The sequence below is a fragment of the Paenibacillus sp. FSL H8-0122 genome (genome assembly GCF_038005345.1).
Classification (GTDB): domain Bacteria; phylum Bacillota; class Bacilli; order Paenibacillales; family Paenibacillaceae; genus Paenibacillus_AQ.
On record NZ_JBBOTB010000001.1, the window covers coordinates 4,986,446 to 5,009,095 of the forward strand.

Sequence of the window (22,650 nt, forward strand, 5' to 3'; positions counted from 1 at the left end):
TTATGGACATTAGCCCACATTCTACTCTTAGGGTCTTTTAGCTCAAGGATCCACTGTAAATTAATTAAGTTTGTTCCATTCTTGTAGCCAATAACGAACCTTTTTTGTTGAACTTTTCCCACTGGGGGTATCATTAAGAATTTCGATCTCTACGTCCTCAATACTTAGCATTGCATTGCAAACTGAAGGCATCCTATTCGATAACTGCAAATCCTTATGTATATCACCTGATGTCAAATCAATATAAGCTAAACCTCGTTTCGTTGCCCCCACAGTAGCCTCGAATATGTAATGCCTTATTTCATCAGTAAGCCCTCTCTTTCTTATTGGTTCTGCTTTCTCCGTAAATGAAGGACCTTTTCTTCGACTGTTATAGACAGCAGATTTTTCTTCCGCAAATGCCATAATCATATCCAGCTCATGTTGAGGGAATCTATTGGGCTCACTCATCATATAGCCAACTTGCCAAAAGTACATATCGACTAATTTCATAGGCGTATATTCACTATTCCCACTTGTAAACATGTCCTTACATTTTAAAAACTCAATTTCATTATCTAAATAGAAATCAACTAAAGTAATAAGTGATTCCTGGTTAAACGATGTATTATTAAATCCATGCAGCTTCATTGCACTTACAAAAAAACGATCATAGGCAGGAACAACACCAAAGAGTCCTAATAATATTTTTGAAGCAAGTGTATCACTAACAGAGATAATATCCTTTCTGCCACCTATCGGTCTAACATTATATGAATAGGCATCCCTTACATCTTCTATTAGCATATCGATTCCATCATAATATTGATGCGAAAGAGTATTACGAAACTCAGGAGCGTAATACTCTTTGTACTTATCGTCCATAAATACTTTTTCCAAAAGATATTCATGAACCTTGTAGTCTTTCTGAAGTAGAAATGTTCCTCCTCTAAGCATACCCCAACTGGCCAGATAAAAAGCCAAGTGCAGAGAAGCATGATCCATTACTTTTTCTTCTTTGAAAAGTTTATGATTGTTTTTAAAAAATTTATAGCAATGCTCCCACGATAAGAACCTATGATGTTTATCCAACAGGGACTGCTTATGGTACTCTGATATAATACTAAAAATCAATTGAGAGCCACTCCTTCCTTACTTATATTAGCAGTGTATATCATTGACCTGGAGCTGACTTCAACCCCATTTTAAGGTTGTTGTGGATTTTCCGTTGTTGCTGCAGCCATCTCAACAGCAACTTGCCTATTAGTGGGTGTTATAAGGCTAAATGAATCTTTAAAAACATCTTCAATGATTAGTTTCCAATGACTTGAGACTGACTCCCAATCCTCTGTCCAACTTTCAGTAATATGTTTGTAAGCTTTATACGGCTTTTCATTTGAGGGGGCTGGATAACCAAGAATATCCTCAATACAATTTGTCAACATGATTCGATTCTCTTCTACTCCGACAGCTGCTAAAATCGGATCATTAAATACCTCTGCTCGCGGAACCCCTTCATCTTTATCGTGGATAACAATTGGATTAATTCCCATTGCCCTAAGATATTTTACAAGAGAGATTATAGCTGCCTTTCCTCTTGCCTTTACAATCTGCCAATTACATTCAATGTCTTTCTTTACAACAGGTGGCATCCGATTGATAGTTTCTCTAAGGACTATATCCTCTGTATCTCCTTCCACGATTAAAACGTTTTTGGAGAAGAATACTCTTGAAATATAGTCATCAATTTTCAGCAGCATTTTAACGTAAATCTTATCTTCATTTTGAAGCTTTTTGAACTCTTCACTGGTATTGAAGGAAGTACACTTAAGTCTTTCTACACTTACCTCTCGTAACCCCATGTTATGCGTTGAGTTAATTCGTGAGAGACAGTTTAGAATTTGCAGAGGTTTTTTACTTAGATCAATCATATAGGGTGAGTGAGTCGTACAAACAATTTGATTATTAGGTGCACTGGCTAATTCATAGATTGTTTCTCTCATTTGTTTAGCTGCATTTGGGTGCAAATATATCTCTGGCTCTTCAAAGCCAATTAACAAAGGTCTACTTTGACCTGCCCCCCGTCCATTCTCCCTTATATTTCTGTATCTTAATAAAGCAAACACTGCTGATCGTATAATTCCAGTCCCTTGCATATTTACTGCCGTTGTAATGTTGCTAAACATCGAAATTTTAAATTGAGGTTTTATAACTTTATCAGCTTCGGCTAAATTTGTAATTGCCTTAAGGCCAGTATTCGGAAATACATCGCTAACAGTTTTATTAAGTTCCAGCATCATTTGCCCAAATTCACTTTCTTCATCTTCCGGATTTAGCTCTGCAGCCAACAAATCTAGATATAATTGTGCCTGTCTAAAATTAGCAGAAGCTTCCCTGACGTCATTAAACAAATGAGTCAACGTAGTATTCAACGCACCGGACGCTCCAGATAACTCATCTATTTTATCTTGAGCAGGTATAAGTAAGAATTTGGGTAGCTTTGTTAGTACGTTTGCAGGTATCCCACCTGGATTAGTAAACCAAACTTCATTTTGGTCATCGAAATCATATAAGTCCTCCAATTCTTTTATAGGTTCAAGCTCTTTTTGAGTTAGTTTTTTTGTTGTAACTATATGTGCGATTCGCTCTGTTATTCTTGATGTGTCTAGTCCTGCATCAATATAATTTTGAATTGTCAGGCATTGTTGAAACTCAGCCTTTATTGTTTTTGATTGCTCGCGCATCTCAATAATACAGTCAGTATTGGGTTTAAATGTCTTCCTATAAATAATTCTATAATCTTGCTCACCGTCGTCATTAATGAAACTGAGTATACGACCTTTAAATCCAACCCATCCCCCTGCTTCTGCTGGTATCTCACGGAACTCAGCTAATAATGTAATGGTATCCACGCCACGGGTATTGGTAGTAAGCCCTTCTTCTCGCAGAGCAAAAAAATCATCTTCAGTTAGTTTTTTAACATCATTGAGTAGAATATTCAAAGCATTTAGTATGGAGCTTTTTCCAATGTTGTTTTCACCTATCAAGAATGTTGCGTCCGAAAATAACACCTCTGTTTCCAAATGCCTTCTGAATCCTTCTATTTTCAAACTATGCAGTTTCATACTCTTTCCTCCTCGTAGACTATTTTCACTATAGGATAGAGTTCGACAATTTATTTAACTTCCCTCCAAAATAAGAATATTTACCCAGTTCATTTCATACAAAAAGCTCAAGCTTATCCGCTTGAGCTTCCTTCACAATTACAAAACCAATTATTGTTCTTTTACAGTACAAACTGATGCCTCCTACACCCGCAGCAACTCGCGGATATCCTCTTCCGACAGCCGGGTCGTCTTGTTCTCGCCAGCTTCGATGATCTCTTCGATGAGACCTTTCTTGCGTTGCTGCAGTTCCAGCATCTTCTCCTCGATGGAACCTTCGGTGATCAGCCGGATCACCTGGACCACATTCCGTTGCCCCATCCGGTGTGCACGGCCGATGGCTTGCTCCTCGACTGCCGGATTCCACCACAGATCATATAGAATCACCGTGTCCGCTCCAGTCAGATTCAGCCCCGTTCCTCCCGCCTTAAGCGAGATCAGGAACACTTCCCCTTCACCTTCGTTGAAAAGCCTGCACAATTCCACCCGCTCCTTGCCCGGCGTCGAGCCGTCCAGATACAAGGGCTGGACTCCCGCTTCTTCCAGGCGCTGCCGGATCAGTGCTAACATACTGGAGAATTGCGAGAACACCAGCATTCTGCGGCCGGAATCACGGCATTCCTGCACAACCTCCAGCAATTGCTCCAGCTTGCCGGAGCCGCCCGTATAATTCTCAAGGAACAGCGACGGATGGCAGCAGATTTGCCGCAGGCGGGTGATTCCGGCCAGAATCTTCATCCGGCTCTTGTGGAATCCGTCCGCAAGCAGATCCTGTTCGGTATCGTCACGGAGCCTCGATAAGTATGCGAGATATACCTGTTTCTGCTCGTCCAGCAGCTCTGTGTGCTGTACAGTATCAATGCGGTCTGGCAGCTCCTCCAGAACCTCTTTTTTGAGCCGCCGCAGAATAAAGGGAGACACGATGCTGGCGATTCGTCCGGCGGGCAGCTCCTTGAAGGTCAATCGTCCGGTGAACAGCGCCGGGAAGACTGTGCTGAAAATAGCTTCCAGCTCATCCACCGAATTCTCAATCGGTGTGCCCGTCAGAGCGAATTTCCGTGCAGCCTTAAGCGATTTAACCGCTTGGGCCGTTTGGGAGGCTGAATTTTTGATCGCCTGGGCTTCATCCAGAATTAGCACATGAAAGGTTGTGCCGGAATACAGCTCAATATCCCTGCGGAGAAGAGGGTAAGAGGTAATAATCACATCTGCTTCTTCCATGGCCTTGCTCTCCAGCAGTCCACTGCGCTCCTCTTTCTGACCTGCCGCCACCAGTACGTTGACTGCTGGTGCAAACCGGGCGAACTCATGGCTCCAGTTATACGTTAAGGAAGCCGGACACAGTATCAGCACCGGAGCTCTCCCCTGTACCTTAGGCGGCATCTCAGCCAGCTCGGAGCAGATATAAGCAATGCTCTGAATGGTCTTGCCGAGGCCCATATCATCTGCCAGAATTCCGCCGAACCTGAACTTCGACAACGTCTTCATCCACTGGAAGCCTCTGGCCTGATAATCCCGGAGAACCGGCTTCAGCTCAGCGGGCAGCTCGAATTCCAGACTGTCCGGTTCCCGCAGCTGGTCCAGGAATTCCCGGAGCGACTTGCCCCACTTCGTATGCTTGAAGCCATGGCCCCGCTCTGGAAGCTGAAGAGCTTGTACGGAGGGCAGGCGGATTACCGAGTGTTTAAGATCCTTTTGCCTAAGATTCAGCCGTTCGGCAACGGTGCCGAATTCGCTGAAGCTGTCTACGGCAATGGGCAGAAAAGCCCCGCTGCGCAGGCGGACATACTTCCTTTTCTCCACAATCGCCTGCATGACCCGAACAGTATCCTCCTCATTCAAGCCTTCCAGCTCAAAAGAGATATCCAACCAATCCAGACCTTCGCTCAGCTCCGCTTTCACTTTGGGGTAAGCTTTACGCTCCAGCACAAGTCTCTGAACAGCCGGGGTGACAAACAGCTCGGCAACCTCTTCCAAAACCGGCACAAGCTCATATAACGCCTCATAGATGACCGGTTCACTTACGGAAACCCAGTGCTCCCGTTCCCGTCTAAGCGGAGAGTTGTCCAGAATATCAACGATCTTATTTTCCCGCTGCATATTTCGGATCAGGATTTTCTGCTTGCGCGCTTCATCCACGCTATTCTCTTCCAGCGGATTGATCACAATCTCCTCATAATGAAATTCCAGCCGAAACGTTAAGGTGCCGTCCGCATAATCCAGATACAGCTTAGCCTGCAGTTCAGGCTCCACAATTCGCTCGCTTACTGCCTGTTCCACACTTACTTTCCCCAGCTTTCTTAAGGCTGGCAGCACCTGCTGCACGACCGCTTCGATTTGTCCGGGAGCCACTGCAATGTCGCTGGAGGCCGTGAACTGCTGCTGCAGCAGTGCAATTGTACGGAGCGCTGCTCTGTCCACATCATAGATCAGCCCATCCATAATTAGAGTAGAATAGTCCTCAAGCAAGGTAAGTTTATCCATATTCGCAGCCGTCAGAACATAATCCTTCTTCTTTCCTTGGCCGATCGAGAATTCAAGCGGCGGGACTTGGCCCGCAAGAACAGCAGGAACCTCCGGGTGCCCCACACTTCTTAGGGTAATATTCACTTCTGGCAGAAGCGGCTTAAGCTTGTCCCAGGCCAGCGGAGTGACCTTCAGCGTTCTCCCGTCAGTCTCAGGGGGGCTATAATAGCTGTTCGGGCTGGGTTTGAGTAATTTCTCAGAGTTTTTGAGTAAAAGCATGACCTCCAGGAATTCCCGGTCGGCAGCGCCTATCTGCTGCTGCTCCGCATCAAATGTGAACTTGCTGGTGAAATACAGCGGCTTCCGCTGCTCCAGATGCTCAAGGAATTGTCCCAGTTTCGTCACGACATACCGGTGTTTATAGCCCACCCGCATTTCAAGCGTAAATCCTCTGGGCTGCTGGTACAGCGTGCTTAAGATGAACTCAAACTGCAATTGTTCTTCATGCTCAAACAGAGGAGCTTTCTCTCTATTCATAGCAGGTTTCATCCCGGCAAGTGAGGAAATCAACAGATCCATCTGGTTATATTTGCGTTTATCTTTGCTTTTGGAGGCAACGGAGGCAGAGCCCGGCTTCTGCACTTCGCTACCTGCCGGTTTCTTGATCTGCAGTGCGTGTATGGCCATGAGTGTTGCCGCCACATGCTTACAGCAGTCATAGTTCTCATAGGCGGGACAAGTACAGTGGGCTTCTGGCTCTCCATTCAAGTTATAATAAAAGTCGATCTGCACGCGATACGCTCTGCTTCCCTTTACCTGGGCGGTATAGCGGTTATTCTCCGCATCCAAAACCAGCTTGCTTACCCGCCCCGAATTATAATAAGATCGTCCGCGCTTATAAAAGGTATCCCCGCAGATATCCTTGATATCTTCTAATGTAAAATCCATCTTCATCACCTGCTTTGTATCTAAGTTGTTCTTTACTACATTATATAGTAGACATCACTTTAGAAAATGGGCAAACTTATCCGGCTCATGCCGAATGTCCTGTGCCAGCCCATCCACAGAAAACTCTTGGCACAGGTTCTTCTCGGCCTCATCCAAGTGTTGCAAAACGAAAATAACCCTCAATCACTCGGCATCGCACCCGCTCGCAAATTATCAAGACTCCATGCAACCACCGTTGCGCTATCCCGCCCAAGCTGTTCATGCACCCCCGCCATTACTCCCGCCACACATTCCTCCAGATCCTCTCTGCCCGTAAAAGCTTCATACAGCCTGCGCGGGTCCTCCAGCAGTCTTTCCCCCACCTCCAGCAGACCATCCGTGGTCATCACGATGATGTTGCGGCCCTGCCGCAGCTCGCGGATGCCGGAGGAGTAACAGGCCACAGGCTGGGCGAAGGTGTTGACGAAGCCGATCCACTCGTAATAATTGCGTTGGTTCAACAGATATTGCCCGCGTGCCGCCAGCTCGGGATGCAGCAGATAGAGCGAATTATCCCCCACCGAGAACCACCAGAGATAATTCTCCATCCGGACACAGATCAGGCATGCGGTCTCCCCTGTTACCTGCCTACACTGGCTGAGAAATGCCTCAGACTGGAAAATCGCCAGCAAAAAAGACTCCAGCGCCCGGAACGCCTGCTGGACCGGCAGCGCCAGCAGTCTGATGATTCCACCTGCCTCACCGTTGATCGTGCGAACCAGCAGTTCAGCACTTTCTGCAGTATTGTGCGCATCCAGGAGCATCGCGAACTCCCAGCCCCCGCCCGGCTTGCTTAATACATATACCCCATCTTCATTTTTACCGGCACCTGCCGCAGTGTTTCCTCCGTACCGGCCAATAACCATACTCTTATATGCACATGTAGTGGGTTGATCCAAATACATCTCATTACTGCCTACCCAGCTAAATTGTTCCCTTGTCTGTCCCATCCGGCTCCTCCTGTCCCATCTAAACTCTATGTTTCTTCTATTATACTCGAACGGCTACTACCGCGACTTCATTCAGAGTCCCGCTCCATAACCTCTATCCGCTCCCGGTTGATCCTGTAGAGTCTGTCCTCCGGTCCCGGGTTCAGGCTGTCGCTCGCTGTCAGGAATCTTCTATCAGTGTCCCGCAGAATATACACTCCGCTTAGAAGCTCTCCTCCAACCAGCTTAATGTTCATTCTCGCAGGCAGGTAGTAATTCACCGCGCACCAGCTATATAGAGGCCGCAGCATCAGCTTCCCGATTACGAAATACAATACAGCCATAATCAGTAGCACCCCATACACCACCGGCCGATCCTGGCCATAGACAAAAAAGAGTATATCAAACTGATTCGTCATGTTAAGGTTATAGGTAAAGATCAGCTTGCTCATCAGCAGCATACCGAACAGCAGGTAGAAGCTAACGCCAAGCAAAACGTGGATCAATAAGATCCAGGGACGGAAGGGTAAGCGCTTCCTGTCCGCTTTTGAAGACAAGTAGTATGTAACGAGCAGTCCCGCAGCAGCCAGCGAAATCAGCAGCAGATTATTCATGGGATGAAGGACGTACATAAGCAAGCCGTTCAAAGCAGCAAAGATCAGAATGACTACAAACACTTTCACCATCTCAGGAGGATTAACATTCATGCTATTACTGAAGTTATGCGTTATTGCTGTACTGCTGTCTTTTTCCTACCGGATCATCGAGCGGGTTCTCGGGCTGATCGCTAAAACACAGGTGCGGTATACAATCTATTATTGGGGAGCCGCGATGATTGCCGGAAGCGTTCTCTGGAGTGGCAGCTATACATTTGGCATGCCGCATCAAGTGATGAGAGTGCTTCCGCTGTTCCTTATCATTCTGCTTGTGAACCTGATCATCTCCCGGTCCTCCGGCTATAATCCAATGGGCACATATAATACTGTCAACTTCGTGCTGTGCTTCCCGATCTTTGAAGAGATTGCCTTCCGGGGACTGGTTCTGCCCATTCTGGCGCAGCATCCGGGTCTTGGGCAACTCCATGCCACGGGAATCATCGATGTCAGCGGCGCTATTCTCCTTACTGCGTTCCTGTTCGCCGTCTCCCATTTGCAGTATTACCGGCTGAACCGCGAGAGTATCCGGTTTATGCTGTTCGCGCTGAGCGGAGGGATCTTCTTCGGGCTGTTCGCGCAGGTGACGGAGTCGCTAGGGCTGACCATTGTGCTGCATATTGCATTTAACGGATCGGCTGTCTGGCATCAAAAAAAGAGCCACAGCTCATCTACAGAGCCAGCGCCTCTTCCGTAATTTGTCTGATATCAATCGGAGACAACGTCTCCTCGTTCACCATGTCCGGCAGAATCTCTGCCAGGAAGTAATCTACGCACTTGAGGTCAATATGCTTGATCTTGATCAGCGCATTGCGGTACATGACCACAAATTCCTTCTCCGTGTTCCCTCTTTGCAGCTCGGCGAAGGCCTCATACACCTGATCCATCTTATCCGCAACCTCCAGAATCAGTCCCTCCAGCGACTCATCCTTGCCCTCGCGCAGTTGCTGGTAGAAGATGCTTTTGAATTCGTCCGGGATATGCTCCTTGATGAAGTTGTCGATCATGCCCTCCTCCACCTGCTGGATCAGTGATCTGAGCTGGAGTGAGGAGTGCTTCACTGGCGTTTTGATATCCCCGATAAAAATCTCTCCGTAATCATGGCTGCTCGTAATCTCGTACAGCTTCTTCCAGTCGATCACCGCGCCGTGCTTCTCTTCAATGTCGGCCAGCGTCTTCGCATATTGCACGACCTTCCAGGAATGGGCCGCTACGCTATGCTCCTCGAATTTGAATTTGCCCGGGCAGCGGATGATGCGCTCCAGCTCATTCAGTGACCGGAAATACTTGTGAATTCCCATGGGGCTAGTCCTCCCGTATGTTAGTTAGGCTGCGCTAGAGTTCAGTCTAATCCTCCAGTGTTAACCCCGGATGAACCTCAGCACCCCATTGTGTAAAATCCGCACGGCTGCGCGCATCTAAAGTGTTTTCCCGGCCTCTCCCCGTCCTATTGCGGTCCCCATCCCCGACTAAGGTCGGGAATCAAGAACAGTCTGCAGGCCGTTTTGCCAGGATGAATAATTACGTACAATACATACATAGACAACGGAAATGAACACGCCACACCGGCGGTCATCTAATATGAGAGGAAGATATATTATGACAAAAAAATTAACCCGCTCCGTAACAGACAAGAAACTCACCGGCTTATGTGGAGGGCTGGCACGCTACTTGGGCGTGGATGCGACCCTCGTAAGATTGATTGTTGCTATCGCTACGATATTCAGCTTCGGCACTGTAGTCTTTCTGTATATCATCGGCAGCCTAATTGTTCCCCAGGAATCCTACGGCGGATTCGATGACGGCTTCAACTACTAATTCCTTCTATTAAATTCTTGCGTCATACCTTAACCAACCCACATATAAAGGAGATCATGATTATGAGCATATTCCAAAGAATCACAACATTAACCAAGGCTGCTATTCACGAAGGACTGAACAAACTGGAAGATCCAATCCTGCTGACCGGGCAATACCTGCGGGACCTGGAGGATAAGATCGCTAATGCCGAAGGCAAACAGCGTGAACTCAAGGCAGCAGCCAGTGTGCTGGAGCGCCGGATCTACGAATACAAGGTGCTCGCAGAGCGCAGTGAAGCGGAAGCAGTCCAGTTCATGAGCGAGGGCAATGAACCTGCTGCCCGCCTGGCGGTAATGGCTAAGCTCCGCTACACGGAGAGCGGACAGGAATGCACCGCCGGACTTCAAGAGACGCAGGCAGCGCTTGCCTCGCTGGAGGTACAGCTTGCCGGTGTTAAGGAAGAACATACGCGCCTCAAAGCCAAAAGAGCCGAGCTGGCTGAACGTGCCCGCAAAGCTGCGGAGATCAAGCAGTCTGCCCAAGCCAGCGCTTCAAGCTTCCCGGCCGGATACAGCGGCCAGGTGCTGAATGCCGGTGCCGCTGCCCGCGGCTTCGAACGGATGGAGGACAAGATCGCCATGCAGGAAGCACTGGCCGAGCAATCCGGGCTGGCTGCAGCCGCAGCAGCTCCTGAATCCCCGCTTAATAGCGCAGTTAAAGCAGAGCTTGAACGTCTCCGCAACCGCAAATAAGCTGACGGTGTAAGCTCAGCAATAACAAAAAGGATGCCACCCTTTTTACCAGGGTGGCATCCTTTTGATGCAATGAACTTTGTTCCAAATAGGCCTAGACAGGTTAGCTTAAGCAAGTATGACAGCAAAAGCTTCATAAGGCCGTAATTGCAGCTGCTTGAAATCCACATCATCTCTGGAATAGTTGCCGATAATGAATCCGGCGTGACCCAGCTCCGGTAATTCCAGTGTGGTGGGCTCCCCGCTGAAGTTGGCCGTTACCAGCCAGGTCTGTCCTTCATAGCGGCGGAAGTACATGAACACTTGATCCGGCACGCCGGTCACCAGTTCGAACTCGCCCCATACCACAATCGGGTTGTGCTTCCGCAGTTCAATCAGCTTACGGTAGCAATGGAACACCGAATCCGGGTCCTTCAGACTTGCCTCCATATTAATTTCCTCATAATTCGGATGTACAGGCAGCCATGGCTCTCCGGTTGTAAATCCTCCGTTACGCGTAGCATCCCACTGCATCGGGGTCCGGGCGTTATCTCTTCCCTTCGCATTAATGGACTGAATGATAGCTTCCCTGGCATATCCTTGCCCGATCCGTTCATGATACATATTGATCGCCTCAATATCCTGCGCTTCGCTGATGTCCTGAATCGGGTAATTGGTCATTCCAAGCTCCTCGCCCTGATAAATGTAAGGCGTACCCTTCATCAAATGCAGGAGAATAGCGAACATTTTGGCGCTCTGCACACGGTACTGCCTGTCATTGCCCCAGCGCGATACAATTCTCGGCAAATCATGATTGTTCCAGAACAGACTGTTCCAGCCCTCGTTCCCCAGCTCGGTCTGCCATTTCGCCAGCACCTGCTTCAATTCGCTTACATCCAGGGGCTTGAGATCCCACTTCTCTCCTCCGGCCTGCTGATCCAGACCGATGTGTTCGAACTGGAACACCATCGACAGCTCCTTCCGGTCCGGATTGGAGTAGAGCTTGGCTACTTCCGGAGTCGCCCCCCAGGTCTCTCCCACCGTCAGAACATCATGCGCTCCGAAGGTCTCCCGGTTCATCTCCTGCAGATATTCATGCAGCTTCGGACCATTTCCTGTGATCTCCTGATCGGGGATTTTGCCGACCAGATCAATGACATCCATGCGGAATCCGCCGACGCCCTTATCCAGCCAGAAATTCATCATGTCCCATACCTCTTGACGGACCTTGGGGTTCTCCCAGTTCAGATCCGGCTGCCGGCGGCTGAACAAATGCAGATAATACTGCCCGCTTGCTTCGTCAAGCTCCCAGGCCGATCCGCTGAAGGTGGAACGCAGGGAGTTGGGAACGCCGCCATTAACCGGATCACGCCAGATATAGTAGTCACGGTACGGGTTATCCTTTCCTTTGCGGGCTTCAATGAACCACGGGTGCTCATCCGAGGTATGGTTGACGACCAGGTCCATTATCATCCGGATATTGCGCTGCTTGGCTTGCTCGATTAACTCATCCATGTCATCCATCGTTCCGAATTCGTTCATAATATCCTGGTAATCGCTGATATCATAGCCGTTATCGTCATTGGGTGACTTGTATACGGGGCTTAGCCAGATTGCGGTAATGCCAAGCTGCTCCAGATAGTCCAGCCTGCTGATAATCCCCCGGAGATCGCCGATTCCATCCCCGTCGCTGTCCTGAAAGCTTCGGGGATAGATCTGATATATTACAGCTGTCTGCCACCATTTCGTATTATTCAAGCCATTCACTCCTGTAAGCTAAATTTAACTACAACCATGGACCAGATCCGCATGGACGGCAAAGTGAATCTGGCCGCAAGTCCTTGCCCGTGAGGAACTACCTCGTAATCCAGAACAATCACTTCCTGGGCCTGATTATCCGGGCTGGCCGTATAAATGCATTCAATCGGCTGCTCGATCAGCAATGTGCACACCACATCATTTTGAGCTTCAGGCCGCTGTTTCTTGCCATGCTCCCAATAATCATCTTCAAGCCCGGCAAGATTAATCAGCTGCACGATCTGATAGCCCGGCTTGCGCTTAATGATCGTCCAGACCGAGTCAATATCTCCGTTCGGTGCAAAAGGGACATTGCCCTCGAACGTAATCTCGGTATTGACCCCGGCGGTATAGGTATAAGACACATCTTCTAATTGCGCATCATGGATCAGCACACCAAAACGCACGATGAAATCATAGTAGCGTCTGACCTCAATGGCAAATTCAGGCCGCATCACTGCATAATCGGGATAGTAGGGCATAGTCAGCATTCCATGATCCTCACCCAGCAAGAGGTGATATCCCCCGCTGGCGAATATGGAGGCCATCGTCAGCAGCGCCCCGTTCTCCGCCCATTCCTTGTCATGTCCGGCTTCCGGGTAGAAGGAGGGCAGATAGGCGGAGAGGATCACCGGCTTATGCGGGTCCAGGGAGCGCGCATGATCAATCAGCCCTTTGAGCTCCCGCAACCGGACTACCGGCGGCCAGACTTCAATATAAAGTGCCTCCTGATCCGATGAGGCCGTCTTATTTATAGGGTAATTACCCACATTATTGAAAATAACCCCGGCCTCTGCCTTGATTTCCTTCACAGCCGCCTGGGTCCGGTTAATCAGAGCCGGATAACATTCCGCCAAATCGACCAGCTCTTCTTTTCCTGCGATCCGGCGTATGGCTTTCTTGGGAAAGCCGTATTGGTCCATATGAATTCCGTCGAATCCGGCCTGTACGGCCTGACGGAATTGTTCAACAATATGATCGGTCCAAGGCGAATCCGGTGTAATATCCATAATATAGAACATATCTATTAAGTGAAACGGATCTCCCTGGCGGTTGTACAATCCCCATTCCGGACGCGCCTGCAGGAAGTCCTTAAGACTTGCATATACCGCTCCATAGGCCATGGCAGCCATCCCTTTATCGTGTACGGCTGCGACTTTTTCACGGACCACCTTATAGGACATCGTCCGGCCCATCGGATCGGTAAATTCATCCTCTGCCGGAACCAGCTCATCATGGCGGTACATCCAGTCATAGAACTGTATGACATTCAAGTGGAACTTGTTCATGCTGTCAACGTCACGCGTGTCTCCGGATTCTTCACTCCGGAAATCGCTTAAAAATCCATACCTCGGCGCCCGGCTCCAGTGATCGGCAATATCGTATGAGGTATAAGCGGTTGACACTACAGCTTCATTGCACAGAACTGTAGCCTTAACCCCGTAACCCGCCCACTCCGTAGCTTCAGTGAACAAGGGAACGGGTACGCTCTGTCTCACGCCTGGTTCCGTGCTGATGCTAAACGTTGCTTCAGCAACCTGCTGCTCCAGCTTGTAGAAGCTGACAACCAGCTGCAGAACCGCCTTCTCCCGGGTCTCCACTTCAATGATGATACTGCCAGATTGACCGGTTTTGTACTGGGCCTGATCCGGATATATATCTATATGCGTTAATACGCCATTGTCCATATGAATACTCCATTCCATGTAGATTGAGCTTAGTCATTTCGCTTATTTCTTGCCTGTTTCAGCCAGCCAGGCATCCAGCTGCTTTTGCACTTCCGCGAGTACTTTGTCTGCTCCCGCCGCTTTTTGTTTGTCCAGCATTTTAGGCAGAGACTCCTCCGGATCGAGCTGACCGGACTTCAGACCGTCAACAAAGGTTTTGTTGGCGTTGTCGATCGAGATCAATTCATTTTTTACCGGCTCCGGATCGAAGACAAATCCGAAGATCCGGGAAGGATTAGAGGACACCAGTTCGTTGAACTTCTCGTAGTTCTTATATTTATTCGGATCTTCGCCTACACGAGTATAGTTGAGCATTTGATTGCCGAGCTGCCACATAATATCATGGTAGTAGCCGACATTATCTGTCGTTTTGCCTTCCGGCAGCGCAATTTGCCCGTCTTGGAGCACATAATGGGTGCCTTCAATCCCGAAGTTGAACAGGGTCAGCAATTCCTTGTCCTTGTAGAACAGGTTAAGCAGCATCATGGCACGTTCCGGATCGCCAGAGCTTTTTGCAATCGCATACATGGTTGCTGTCATCTTCCCTGTCTGCAAACGGTCAATATTAAGCGGAATTTGCAGCATCTCACGGCCCGCTTTAATCGAACCATTGGGTGATACGGCTGCTGTGCCGATCTCCATATCCGCGATAATATCCATGTCTGAGACAAAGGCGAAGCCCTTACCCGCTTGAATCTTCTTCCAGGCGTCCAGACCAGGTGTCAGTGCATCCTTGTTAATGTATCCTGCCTTGTACCACTTGTTGGTAAGCTTGGCAAGCTCCAGATACCGCGGAGTCGTGTAGGAATTGATGACGGTATAATCATCTGCCGCTGTTCCCACGGTGTTAATCGCTGCAATACTCACAATAGAATCCAGATTCGTGGATGAATAGTACGCTTCGAGAGGAAAGCTCGGTGCCACCAGAGGCGTAATCCCCGGTTCGTTCTCCTTGATGGTCTGAAGCATGGGCTCCAGATCCTCGACTTTACCGGACTTCAGTGCAGTCAGATCGAAGTTGTACTTGTCTACAAGCTCTTTATTTAAATAAACCCCTTGCGCACCGCCCAGCTCCTGGTGGGTATGAATACCGTACAGCTTGCCGCCGCGCTTAGCCGGCCCGTGATAGTCCTTCTCCACAGCTTCGATGTCCGGGCCGTATTTAGCGAGCAGATCATCCAGCGGCAGCAAGCCCCCTTTGGTCACCTGCTGCTGGAGTCCGAGCCAATCCGCTGTAAACAGCAGGTCCATTTTGTCGCCGGAGGCCATCATCAGGTTCGTTTTATCACTCCAGGCGCCCCAGTCGATGGGATTCAGCTTGACCGTCATGTTCATGTCCGGATAGGTCTGTGCCAGATAATCATTCATCGCATCCTGTACCCGCTGATTATCGTTTTGCGGCGCATCGGGGAATACCATGACCACTTCGTAAGGCTTCAATTCGGAGCTGGCAGTGCCTCCCGGCTGGGCTGTGCCCGCCGGTGAATTGGCAGCATTATTCCGGCCGCAGCCGATTACTAGGGCTGAAGTCAGCACAAGCGATGTCAATACAACAGAACTCTTTTTCAACCACTTCATAAATAGTAGACCTCCCTGGAATCCTTCTGTATTCTTCCTCATCATTCTGAACTTGCTTATACTAATCCAGCATTATACTGGGATCAGCCTTTCACAGCGCCTACGGTAAGGCCTTTGACGAAATACTTCTGCAGGAAAGGGAATACCAGCACCAGCGGTCCGATTGCAATCATCGCCATCGCCATCCGGATGGATTCAAGCGGCGTTGTGACCTGTGCGGTTGAGCTGTAAGCCTTATTGGCAATCGTCTGCAGGAACGAAGCGTTCATTAAGGTTTTGGTCAACAGATATTGCAGCGAGAACAGCTTCTCATTCTGGATGAAGACCAGGCTTGTAAACCAGTCGTTCCAGTAGGATACGGTGGTGAACAACCCGATTGTGGCCATTACAGGCAAGGACAGCGGCAGAATAATGCTGAAGTAGGTCCGGAATTCACCTGCCCCGTCGATCTGAGAGGAATCAATCAGGGAAGGCGGTATGCTGTTCGTGAAGAAGGTCCGCATGATGATCACGTTGAAGCCGCCGATCAGACCCGGAATGATAAGCGCCATCAGCGTATCCTGAACATGCAGGAACCGGGTGTAGACCAGATACCAGGGCAGCAAGCCGCCGGAGAACAGCATCGTGATCAGGATGTAGAAGCTTAAAGCACCCCTGAGCGGAAACTCTTTCCGCGATAATGCATAGGCCATGGCCGAAGTCACAAACAGACTGACGACAACTCCAATCAGTGTTACCGAAGCAGAGACACCGTAGGCCCGCAATATTTTCCCGGCATCTTCCAATAAATACTGATAAGCGACAAGACTGAATTTACCGGGCCAGAAGCTGTATCCATTCGCCGTTACCCAGTCTTCGTCGGCGACCGAGATCATAAATATAAGCCAGAACGGGATCAGGCAGGCAAGGCTGAACAAGGACAGGACAATAAGGATAAAGGGATTCGTTCGTTTTTTCTCCATGATGTTCTCCTTCTAGAACAAAGCATTTTCTTTGCTGAATTTACGGACGGCCAGATTGACGGTAATGACAAGTGTAAAGCCAACCACCGATTGCAGCAGCCCTGCCGAGGAGGCGAGTCCCGTATCACCGGTAACCATTAACGCCCTGTATACATAGGTATCGATAACATCCGTAGTCTCTTTGATCATACCGGAGGCCATGGTTGCCTGATAGAACAGACCGAAGTCAGCGTTGAAAATCCGGCCGATCGCCAGCAGTGTCATGATGATAATGATCGGCGCAATCAGTGGAATCGTAATTTTCGTCATTTGCTTCCAGCGTGTGGCCCCGTCAATGACGGCCGCTTCATAATATTCAGAGTCGATCCCGACAATGGCTGCCAGATAGACAACGGCCGAGTACCCCACACCCTTCCAGGTGTTGACAAGGGTCAGGATATAAGGCCAATGCTCTGCTTCCGCATACCAGTTTCTAGGATCAATTCCGAAGGGCTCCAGAATGAATTTATTAATAAATCCCAGCTCCGGATTCAGAAATCCATACACGATATAGCCGACAATGACCATGGAGATGAAATTGGGCAGGATTACTGTGCTCTGAAAGAACTTGGAGGCAAGCTTATTCTTGACCTCGTTAAGGAGAAGGGCCAGCATCACAGCGAGTATCGTATTGATGATCAGGAAGCTAAGGTTGTACAGCAAGGTATTCCTGATGATCAGCCAAGCGTCGTTCGAAGCAAACAGAAACTTGAAGTTGTCCAGTCCGATCCATTTGCTGCCCCAGATTCCTGCCGTATAATTCAGGTCCTTGAAGGCCAGGAAAATACCGAACATGGGCAGGTAGTTATTGATCAGCATCAGCAGCACACCAGGCAGTGCCAGCACGACCAAGGCCCTGTACTTCCATATGCTTTTCCATTTTGAGTTGATTTCCGAAGCCATAGTTCCACACCTTCTTATTGGGTTATGGCTTCATTATAAGGAGTGGCCTGCAGCTGCTCTGCCGTTTTTATAACCTTAATCTATTCGTTTTGTGACATTGCGGTATTCCTGGGGATTGACGTCGAACTGCTTGCGGAACATTTTGGTGAAATGTGAAAAATTGCTGTAGCCCACCTGCTGCGCGATCGCGCTGACCGGCATATCCGTGGTGTCCAGAAGCTCGCGGGTGCGGTTCATCTTCACCGAAATCAGGAAATCAATAAGATTCTGGCCGGTCTCTTTCTTGAACAGCCTGGAGAGATAAGCCGGGTTCAAGCCCACATAGTCAGCGACACTGGCCCTGGAGATCTCCTCCTCCACATGCTGCTGGATGTAGCGGATGGAACGCTCAATCACACCGCCTTTCTCCTGCCGCTCGAATTCCGCTTCCATGACCGCCGATACGATTCCTTCAGCCCAATGCCTGTATTGAAGCAGTCCCCGGATCCGGGCGGTTGTCCAGTCTGGAAACAGGGCGATGCTTCCCGCATTGATTCCTCTTACTTGGAGGAAGTGGTAGATAATCTGCAGGGTATCCTGATGCAGGGCATCCAGATGTCTTCCCTGAAAGCAAGGATTGGCTTCCAGCTTCGCTGTCAGATGATGAATGAACTGCACAGCGGACTCACGTTTGCCGTTCAGCATATAAGAGATCAGATCATCCAGCAGGATATCCTCCGAATTAGAATTGGCGGACAGCATCTGGTCCTGCGGTAAGTATACGAGCACGGATTGGGTCCGGGAGATATTGTCACGCTCCATAGTCTTTAGACTTTCACACATTCCCGGCAGCTCCTGAAGGGGTTTGAACGAGCCGACATAGCAGGTTACAATGCTGTTGAACAACTCACGGCAAGCTTGGATAAAACGTTTACCTATGGCCGTGAGCTGCTGAAGGCTAATCTTCTTAGCCGCAGGTTCTCCCTCCACACCTCCGGCATACAGCAGAATGAACAAAACCCCGCTCTTATCGGTGATGGCCTCCCCCGGAAGCTCTTCTGTAAAACATTCCTCCGCCGCTTTCTTCACCGCATATTCCATGATTTCCTGATCACGCGGGCTGAGCGGTTTGGACCACTCCTCAATACTGATCAGAACCGGGAGCACCTGATCGTCAGGATTTAACCCTACCCCCGCACCCGCCAGCTCCCGGTCAAAGAAATCCCCGAACGACAGGATGCTGCGGGACAACAAATTCTGCCAGAAGCGCTCTACCCGCTTCGGCTTCTCCTGCTGCCACAGATTCAGATACTTATGATACATCTGGTTGTAGGACTCATACTCTTCCTTCTCACGGATGGCCGCCATCATCCCCGATACAGCTGACAACAGCTCCTCTGTGTCAACAGGCTTCAGCAAGTAATCAAAGCTCCCGAGGTTAACGGCTTTCCTGGCATAGGAGAATTCGGAATGACAGGTCAGAAATATCGATTCCGTCCAGGGAGAGTGCTCTCTCACCCAGCCAACCAGTGAAAGTCCGTCTTCATCCGGCATCTCAATATCGCAAATCAGCAATTCTATTCTCTGATCATTCAGCAGCTCCCTGGCCTTGTCGGCCCTGTTCGCCGTCAAGACCTCTTCAATCCCATACGCCTTCCAGTCGCAGCAGTAGAGCAGCCCCTCCACCGCGAATTGTTCATCATCTACAATCAATAATCGCATGGCTCAACGTTCTCCTTCTGTATATTCAATAGGCAGGCTAAGCCGCACACGGAATCCGGACGGCTGATTGCCGCTGAAGTGAATTCCGGCTCTCCCTTGATAGATCATCGCCAGCCTTTGCTTCACATTCCAGATCCCGATATGCCCTTCATCTGTGGCCGGGTTGTACTCTGGCGAATTCAGCTCCTGCAGCTTCTCTGCACTGCTGCCTTTTCCGTTATCCGAGACTTCAATAATCATGGTATCGGCCGCTTCTTCTGAGAGACCCGCCGAAATCTCCAGATGAAAGATCTCTGCCTTCAGACTCATGCCGTGAAGCATGGCATTTTCTACAAAGGGCTGTACGATCAAGGACGGTATGGAGGCGCGGCTAAGCTCTTCGGCAATCGTGATCTGAAACTCAAACGACTGCTGGTAGCGCATCTTTTGAATTTCCAGGTAATTGCGGAGATGTTCAAGCTCTTGTCCCAAAGTAATGCGGTTATCCTTGACCTGAAGCATAAAGCGGAAATACTGCACCAGATGCCGTACTGTCTTTTTGACCAATTCGAAACGCTTCAGATCAGCAAGCTGAAAAATAATATTGAGCGTATTCAGGAAGAAATGCGGATTAATCTGCATTTGCAAATGCTTCATTTCTGCCTTCTGCGCATGAATCCGTTCCTCATAGACATCAATTTTCAGATCCTGGATTTCCACAACCATGCTATTAAATGCCTGATTCAGCGCCTGAAACTCCACCAGGTTCGAATCGGGAAGCTTGGTTTCCATGGCGCCGTTGCGGATTCGATGGATGCCGCTGAGCAAATCCAGAATCGGGCGGATGACCATACGGCGGAAATAATATAAGTAGACCAGTAAAATGAGCAAAATAATAAAGGGCAGCACATTAATAATCATCTGGAAGGCATTGAGTCCCTGGAGCAGCTCGGAGGCGGGAATGACCACAGACAGGTTGATTCCCAGTGCGGAGGACTGGCTGGACACCACAAACCACTTCAGGCCATCATGGGTAAACGAAAAGGAAGAATTCAGATTCATTTTCTCACCCGGCAGCTTGAAGTCGTAGCCCATGGATGCTGAAGGACTTGTTAAGATATTCCCTTCATTATCCACAATCAGCACATCACCGCCCGATTGCAGGTTGAGATTGCCCAGCGGTGAGCGCATGGAGTCGATCTGGATCAGCGCGCCGATACAAGCGGTATGGCCCAGATTATTGCTGACGGTCCGGTTTAAATAATAATCTCCGGCAATGTTAACGATTGACCATTTGTACTGAAGCGTTTCCAGATGTTCTTCATGTTGAACCTGTGCCGTAATCCACCCCCGTATCTGGTCCATATCCTCCTCTGTCGTTCCTAATACATTGGATAGGGTTAAGGTATCATTAACGCCGGAGTACAGATAGAACATGTCCACGCTATGGTAATAGGCCTGATAGGCCTGATTTCTCTGCATAATCCCCATACGGGCAAAATAATATTCAGACTCTGTCAGCCCCGGCTGATTCAATTGAAGGAAATTCACATCATGATCGACAATATCGACCAGATTAATCGTAATGTCCTCCAGGCTTCTCTCCATCATCTTAAGATTGGAGTTAACCAGATTCTGATAGGATCTGGATACCTGATCGAGTACAATTCCCTTGGCATAATATCCCCCGGCAAAAAGAACGGAGAGGAGCGGAATCGTTATTGCAGCAGACAGTTGAATCAGTCTTGCGCCCAGCGAGTTCTTCCTGTTTTTCATCATGCATCCTTTCTACAACAGAACTTAAGATTGAGTTACCTCAGTATGCTGATATGTTTGAGTAAACGTTTACTCAAATGTGTAAAGTCCAGCTCTTTAAGTGTGATTTCATACGTCAACGTAAACTTTCACCTAAAGGTATCCTGTTTATTTTTCCTTGTCAACGCTTAATTCCCCCGGAATATTAATTTCAATTGACAAAGAAAAAGCAAGGCCTTATATTTTCAGTAAACGTTTACTGCTAAGCAGCAGGCAGGAGAGTCCATGAATCCCACAATTAAAGATGTTGCCCAAAAGGCGAACGTATCCATTGCCACCGTCTCACGGGTTCTGCATAACTTAGGCGGATATTCAGATCAAACGAAACAAAAGGTCGATCAGACCATCAAAGAGCTGCAATATCAGCCGAACGCTATCGCCCGCGGACTGATTAACAAGCGCACCCAGACCATCGGCGTATTATTTCCTGATGTGTCGAGCACCTTCTCCTCCGATCTGCTCCACGGAATCGGCGAATTCGTCCATGACCGCAATTACAGTGTGATGGTCTGTAATACCGATCAGGACGGCAAACGTACGCTGAAGTATCTGCAGCTTCTGCGCGAGAAGCAGGTGGACGGGATTATTTTTTCCAGTGAAGTGCTCAAGCAAGAGTATTACGACATGCTGGAAAGCATGAAGGTTCCAGTAGTGTTGGTCTCTTCCCAGACGGATTATGCCAATGTACCTTATGTGAAGGTCGATGATTATCAGGCGGCCTATGACGCTGTCCATTATCTGATCACCAAAGGCCACCGCAGCATCGGCATGATCAGCGGAACCAAGGGCGATCCCATCGCCGGAACTCCACGGGTCGAAGGATACCGCAAAGCGCTGGAAGCACAAGGCATCGTCTTTGATAGCCGTTACCTCGTGTATGGAGACTTTTCATACGACAGCGGCTGCAGAGCCATGGAAGCCTTATTACGGAGAACGCCTGAGATTACTGCTGTCTTCGCGGCCAGTGACGAAATGGCGATTGGTGCCCTTTCGGTCGTTACGAAGCATGGAATGAATGTCCCTGAAGATATCTCCATCATGGGATACGACGATCTCCGGTTAGCCCGGATGGTCAATCCGCCCTTGACTACCGTTCGCCAGCCGCTGTATGACATTGGAATGCTCGCTTCCGAGAAGCTGATCGGCATGATTGAAACGGGGGAGCCTGCGGAGAGTCTAATCTGTGCCCACTCCATTGTGGAAAGACAAACCGTACGGGCAATTACCTGAACAGGGGCGCATAACCGTTCTTCCTGAATCCAAAAAGGTTGCTCCTAACGCCATATTGGCAGAAGGAACAACCTTTTTCTGTGCTATTGCTATTTTAAATTGTATCCCCTTTCAAGGATGTCCTAAATTGCATCGACCTAGAAGAGATATATTTTTTACCATTATTTGTAACTTCACCTAGGCATTCGCATAGATATATTCTATAACTTA

The 22,650-nt window shown here is 48.8% G+C and carries 17 protein-coding genes; 4 read left to right on the forward strand and 13 right to left on the reverse strand.

The window, feature by feature from the left end:
- Positions 1-60 precede the first annotated feature (60 nt).
- The 5 genes from NSS64_RS21435 to NSS64_RS21455 all read right to left on the reverse strand — a co-directional run bounded on the left by NSS64_RS21435 (position 61) and on the right by NSS64_RS21455 (position 8,202).
- Positions 61-1,113, reverse strand: a complete 1,053-nt coding sequence (locus NSS64_RS21435; RefSeq protein WP_341141452.1) for a hypothetical protein — start codon at positions 1,111-1,113, stop codon at positions 61-63.
- Positions 1,114-1,184: 71 nt separating this feature from the next.
- Positions 1,185-3,104, reverse strand: a complete 1,920-nt coding sequence (locus NSS64_RS21440; RefSeq protein ID WP_341141453.1) for an ATP-dependent nuclease — start codon at positions 3,102-3,104, stop codon at positions 1,185-1,187.
- Between the two features lie 183 nt (positions 3,105-3,287).
- The gene (locus tag NSS64_RS21445) at positions 3,288-6,557 is read right to left on the reverse strand and encodes a DEAD/DEAH box helicase (protein ID WP_341141454.1); all 3,270 of its coding nucleotides are present in this window, start codon (positions 6,555-6,557) and stop codon (positions 3,288-3,290) included.
- 179 nt (positions 6,558-6,736) lie between these two features.
- Positions 6,737-7,546, reverse strand: a complete 810-nt coding sequence (locus tag NSS64_RS21450) for a protein phosphatase 2C domain-containing protein (RefSeq protein WP_341141455.1) — start codon at positions 7,544-7,546, stop codon at positions 6,737-6,739.
- 68 nt (positions 7,547-7,614) lie between these two features.
- Positions 7,615-8,202: a hypothetical protein gene (locus NSS64_RS21455; RefSeq protein ID WP_341141456.1), complete on the reverse strand. Its 588-nt coding sequence runs from the start codon at positions 8,200-8,202 to the stop codon at positions 7,615-7,617.
- 28 nt (positions 8,203-8,230) lie between these two features.
- On the opposite strand from NSS64_RS21455, the gene NSS64_RS21460 reads away from it, so the two are divergent.
- Complete coding sequence (locus tag NSS64_RS21460) at positions 8,231-8,875, forward strand: CPBP family intramembrane glutamic endopeptidase (protein WP_341141457.1); 645 nt, start codon at positions 8,231-8,233, stop codon at positions 8,873-8,875.
- Here the strand turns inward: NSS64_RS21460 and NSS64_RS21465 are convergent.
- Entirely contained in the window at positions 8,850-9,479 is a 630-nt protein-coding gene (locus tag NSS64_RS21465) for a YfbR-like 5'-deoxynucleotidase (RefSeq protein ID WP_036691104.1), read from the reverse strand. The two genes, NSS64_RS21460 and NSS64_RS21465, sit on opposite strands and share 26 nt — an antisense overlap.
- 298 nt (positions 9,480-9,777) lie before the next feature.
- On the opposite strand from NSS64_RS21465, the gene NSS64_RS21470 reads away from it, so the two are divergent.
- A complete protein-coding gene (locus NSS64_RS21470) occupies positions 9,778-9,996 on the forward strand; it encodes a PspC domain-containing protein (protein WP_341141458.1) in 219 nt (72 codons plus the stop codon).
- A gap of 62 nt (positions 9,997-10,058) precedes the next feature.
- Entirely contained in the window at positions 10,059-10,730 is a 672-nt protein-coding gene (locus tag NSS64_RS21475) for a PspA/IM30 family protein (protein ID WP_341141459.1), read from the forward strand.
- A gap of 108 nt (positions 10,731-10,838) precedes the next feature.
- Here the strand turns inward: NSS64_RS21475 and NSS64_RS21480 are convergent, their stop codons facing one another.
- From NSS64_RS21480 to NSS64_RS21510, 7 genes are all read right to left on the reverse strand, one after another.
- Positions 10,839-12,467 carry a glycoside hydrolase family 13 protein gene (locus tag NSS64_RS21480; RefSeq protein WP_341141460.1) on the reverse strand — a complete coding sequence of 543 codons (1,629 nt, stop codon included), beginning with the start codon at positions 12,465-12,467 and terminating at the stop codon, positions 10,839-10,841.
- Positions 12,468-12,472: 5 nt separating this feature from the next.
- Positions 12,473-14,194, reverse strand: a complete 1,722-nt coding sequence (locus NSS64_RS21485; RefSeq protein ID WP_341141461.1) for a glycoside hydrolase family 66 protein — start codon at positions 14,192-14,194, stop codon at positions 12,473-12,475.
- A gap of 42 nt (positions 14,195-14,236) precedes the next feature.
- Positions 14,237-15,811, reverse strand: a complete 1,575-nt coding sequence (locus NSS64_RS21490) for an ABC transporter substrate-binding protein (protein ID WP_341141462.1) — start codon at positions 15,809-15,811, stop codon at positions 14,237-14,239.
- An 83-nt stretch (positions 15,812-15,894) separates the two neighbouring features.
- Positions 15,895-16,773 (reverse strand): carbohydrate ABC transporter permease, encoded by an 879-nt coding sequence (locus NSS64_RS21495; RefSeq protein ID WP_340943180.1) that lies wholly within the window; start codon positions 16,771-16,773, stop codon positions 15,895-15,897.
- 12 nt (positions 16,774-16,785) lie between these two features.
- Positions 16,786-17,715 carry an ABC transporter permease gene (locus NSS64_RS21500; RefSeq protein WP_340943181.1) on the reverse strand — a complete coding sequence of 310 codons (930 nt, stop codon included), beginning with the start codon at positions 17,713-17,715 and terminating at the stop codon, positions 16,786-16,788.
- A 75-nt stretch (positions 17,716-17,790) separates the two neighbouring features.
- The gene (locus NSS64_RS21505) at positions 17,791-19,416 is read right to left on the reverse strand and encodes a response regulator transcription factor (RefSeq protein ID WP_341141463.1); all 1,626 of its coding nucleotides are present in this window, start codon (positions 19,414-19,416) and stop codon (positions 17,791-17,793) included.
- A 3-nt stretch (positions 19,417-19,419) separates the two neighbouring features.
- Positions 19,420-21,174: a sensor histidine kinase gene (locus tag NSS64_RS21510; RefSeq protein ID WP_341141464.1), complete on the reverse strand. Its 1,755-nt coding sequence runs from the start codon at positions 21,172-21,174 to the stop codon at positions 19,420-19,422.
- A 261-nt stretch (positions 21,175-21,435) separates the two neighbouring features.
- Between NSS64_RS21510 and NSS64_RS21515 the strand changes: the two genes are divergently transcribed.
- Positions 21,436-22,440 (forward strand): LacI family DNA-binding transcriptional regulator, encoded by a 1,005-nt coding sequence (locus NSS64_RS21515; RefSeq protein WP_341141465.1) that lies wholly within the window; start codon positions 21,436-21,438, stop codon positions 22,438-22,440.
- Positions 22,441-22,650 lie beyond the last annotated feature (210 nt).

What these genes read in the sequence shown, in the direction of transcription:
- NSS64_RS21440 (WP_341141453.1), bottom strand. Translation starts at nt 3,104, where the DNA reads ATGAAACTGCATAGTTTGAAAATAGAAGGATTCAGAAGGCATTTGGAA.
- NSS64_RS21445 (WP_341141454.1), bottom strand. Translation starts at nt 6,557, where the DNA reads ATGGATTTTACATTAGAAGATATCAAGGATATCTGCGGGGATACCTTT.
- NSS64_RS21450 (WP_341141455.1), bottom strand. Translation starts at nt 7,546, where the DNA reads ATGGGACAGACAAGGGAACAATTTAGCTGGGTAGGCAGTAATGAGATG.
- NSS64_RS21460 (WP_341141457.1), top strand. Translation starts at nt 8,231, where the DNA reads ATGCTATTACTGAAGTTATGCGTTATTGCTGTACTGCTGTCTTTTTCC.
- NSS64_RS21465 (WP_036691104.1), bottom strand. Translation starts at nt 9,479, where the DNA reads ATGGGAATTCACAAGTATTTCCGGTCACTGAATGAGCTGGAGCGCATC.
- NSS64_RS21470 (WP_341141458.1), top strand. Translation starts at nt 9,778, where the DNA reads ATGACAAAAAAATTAACCCGCTCCGTAACAGACAAGAAACTCACCGGC.
- NSS64_RS21475 (WP_341141459.1), top strand. Translation starts at nt 10,059, where the DNA reads ATGAGCATATTCCAAAGAATCACAACATTAACCAAGGCTGCTATTCAC.
- NSS64_RS21485 (WP_341141461.1), bottom strand. Translation starts at nt 14,194, where the DNA reads ATGGACAATGGCGTATTAACGCATATAGATATATATCCGGATCAGGCC.
- NSS64_RS21490 (WP_341141462.1), bottom strand. Translation starts at nt 15,811, where the DNA reads ATGAAGTGGTTGAAAAAGAGTTCTGTTGTATTGACATCGCTTGTGCTG.
- NSS64_RS21495 (WP_340943180.1), bottom strand. Translation starts at nt 16,773, where the DNA reads ATGGAGAAAAAACGAACGAATCCCTTTATCCTTATTGTCCTGTCCTTG.
- NSS64_RS21500 (WP_340943181.1), bottom strand. Translation starts at nt 17,715, where the DNA reads ATGGCTTCGGAAATCAACTCAAAATGGAAAAGCATATGGAAGTACAGG.
- NSS64_RS21505 (WP_341141463.1), bottom strand. Translation starts at nt 19,416, where the DNA reads ATGCGATTATTGATTGTAGATGATGAACAATTCGCGGTGGAGGGGCTG.
- NSS64_RS21510 (WP_341141464.1), bottom strand. Translation starts at nt 21,174, where the DNA reads ATGATGAAAAACAGGAAGAACTCGCTGGGCGCAAGACTGATTCAACTG.
- NSS64_RS21515 (WP_341141465.1), top strand. Translation starts at nt 21,436, where the DNA reads ATGAATCCCACAATTAAAGATGTTGCCCAAAAGGCGAACGTATCCATT.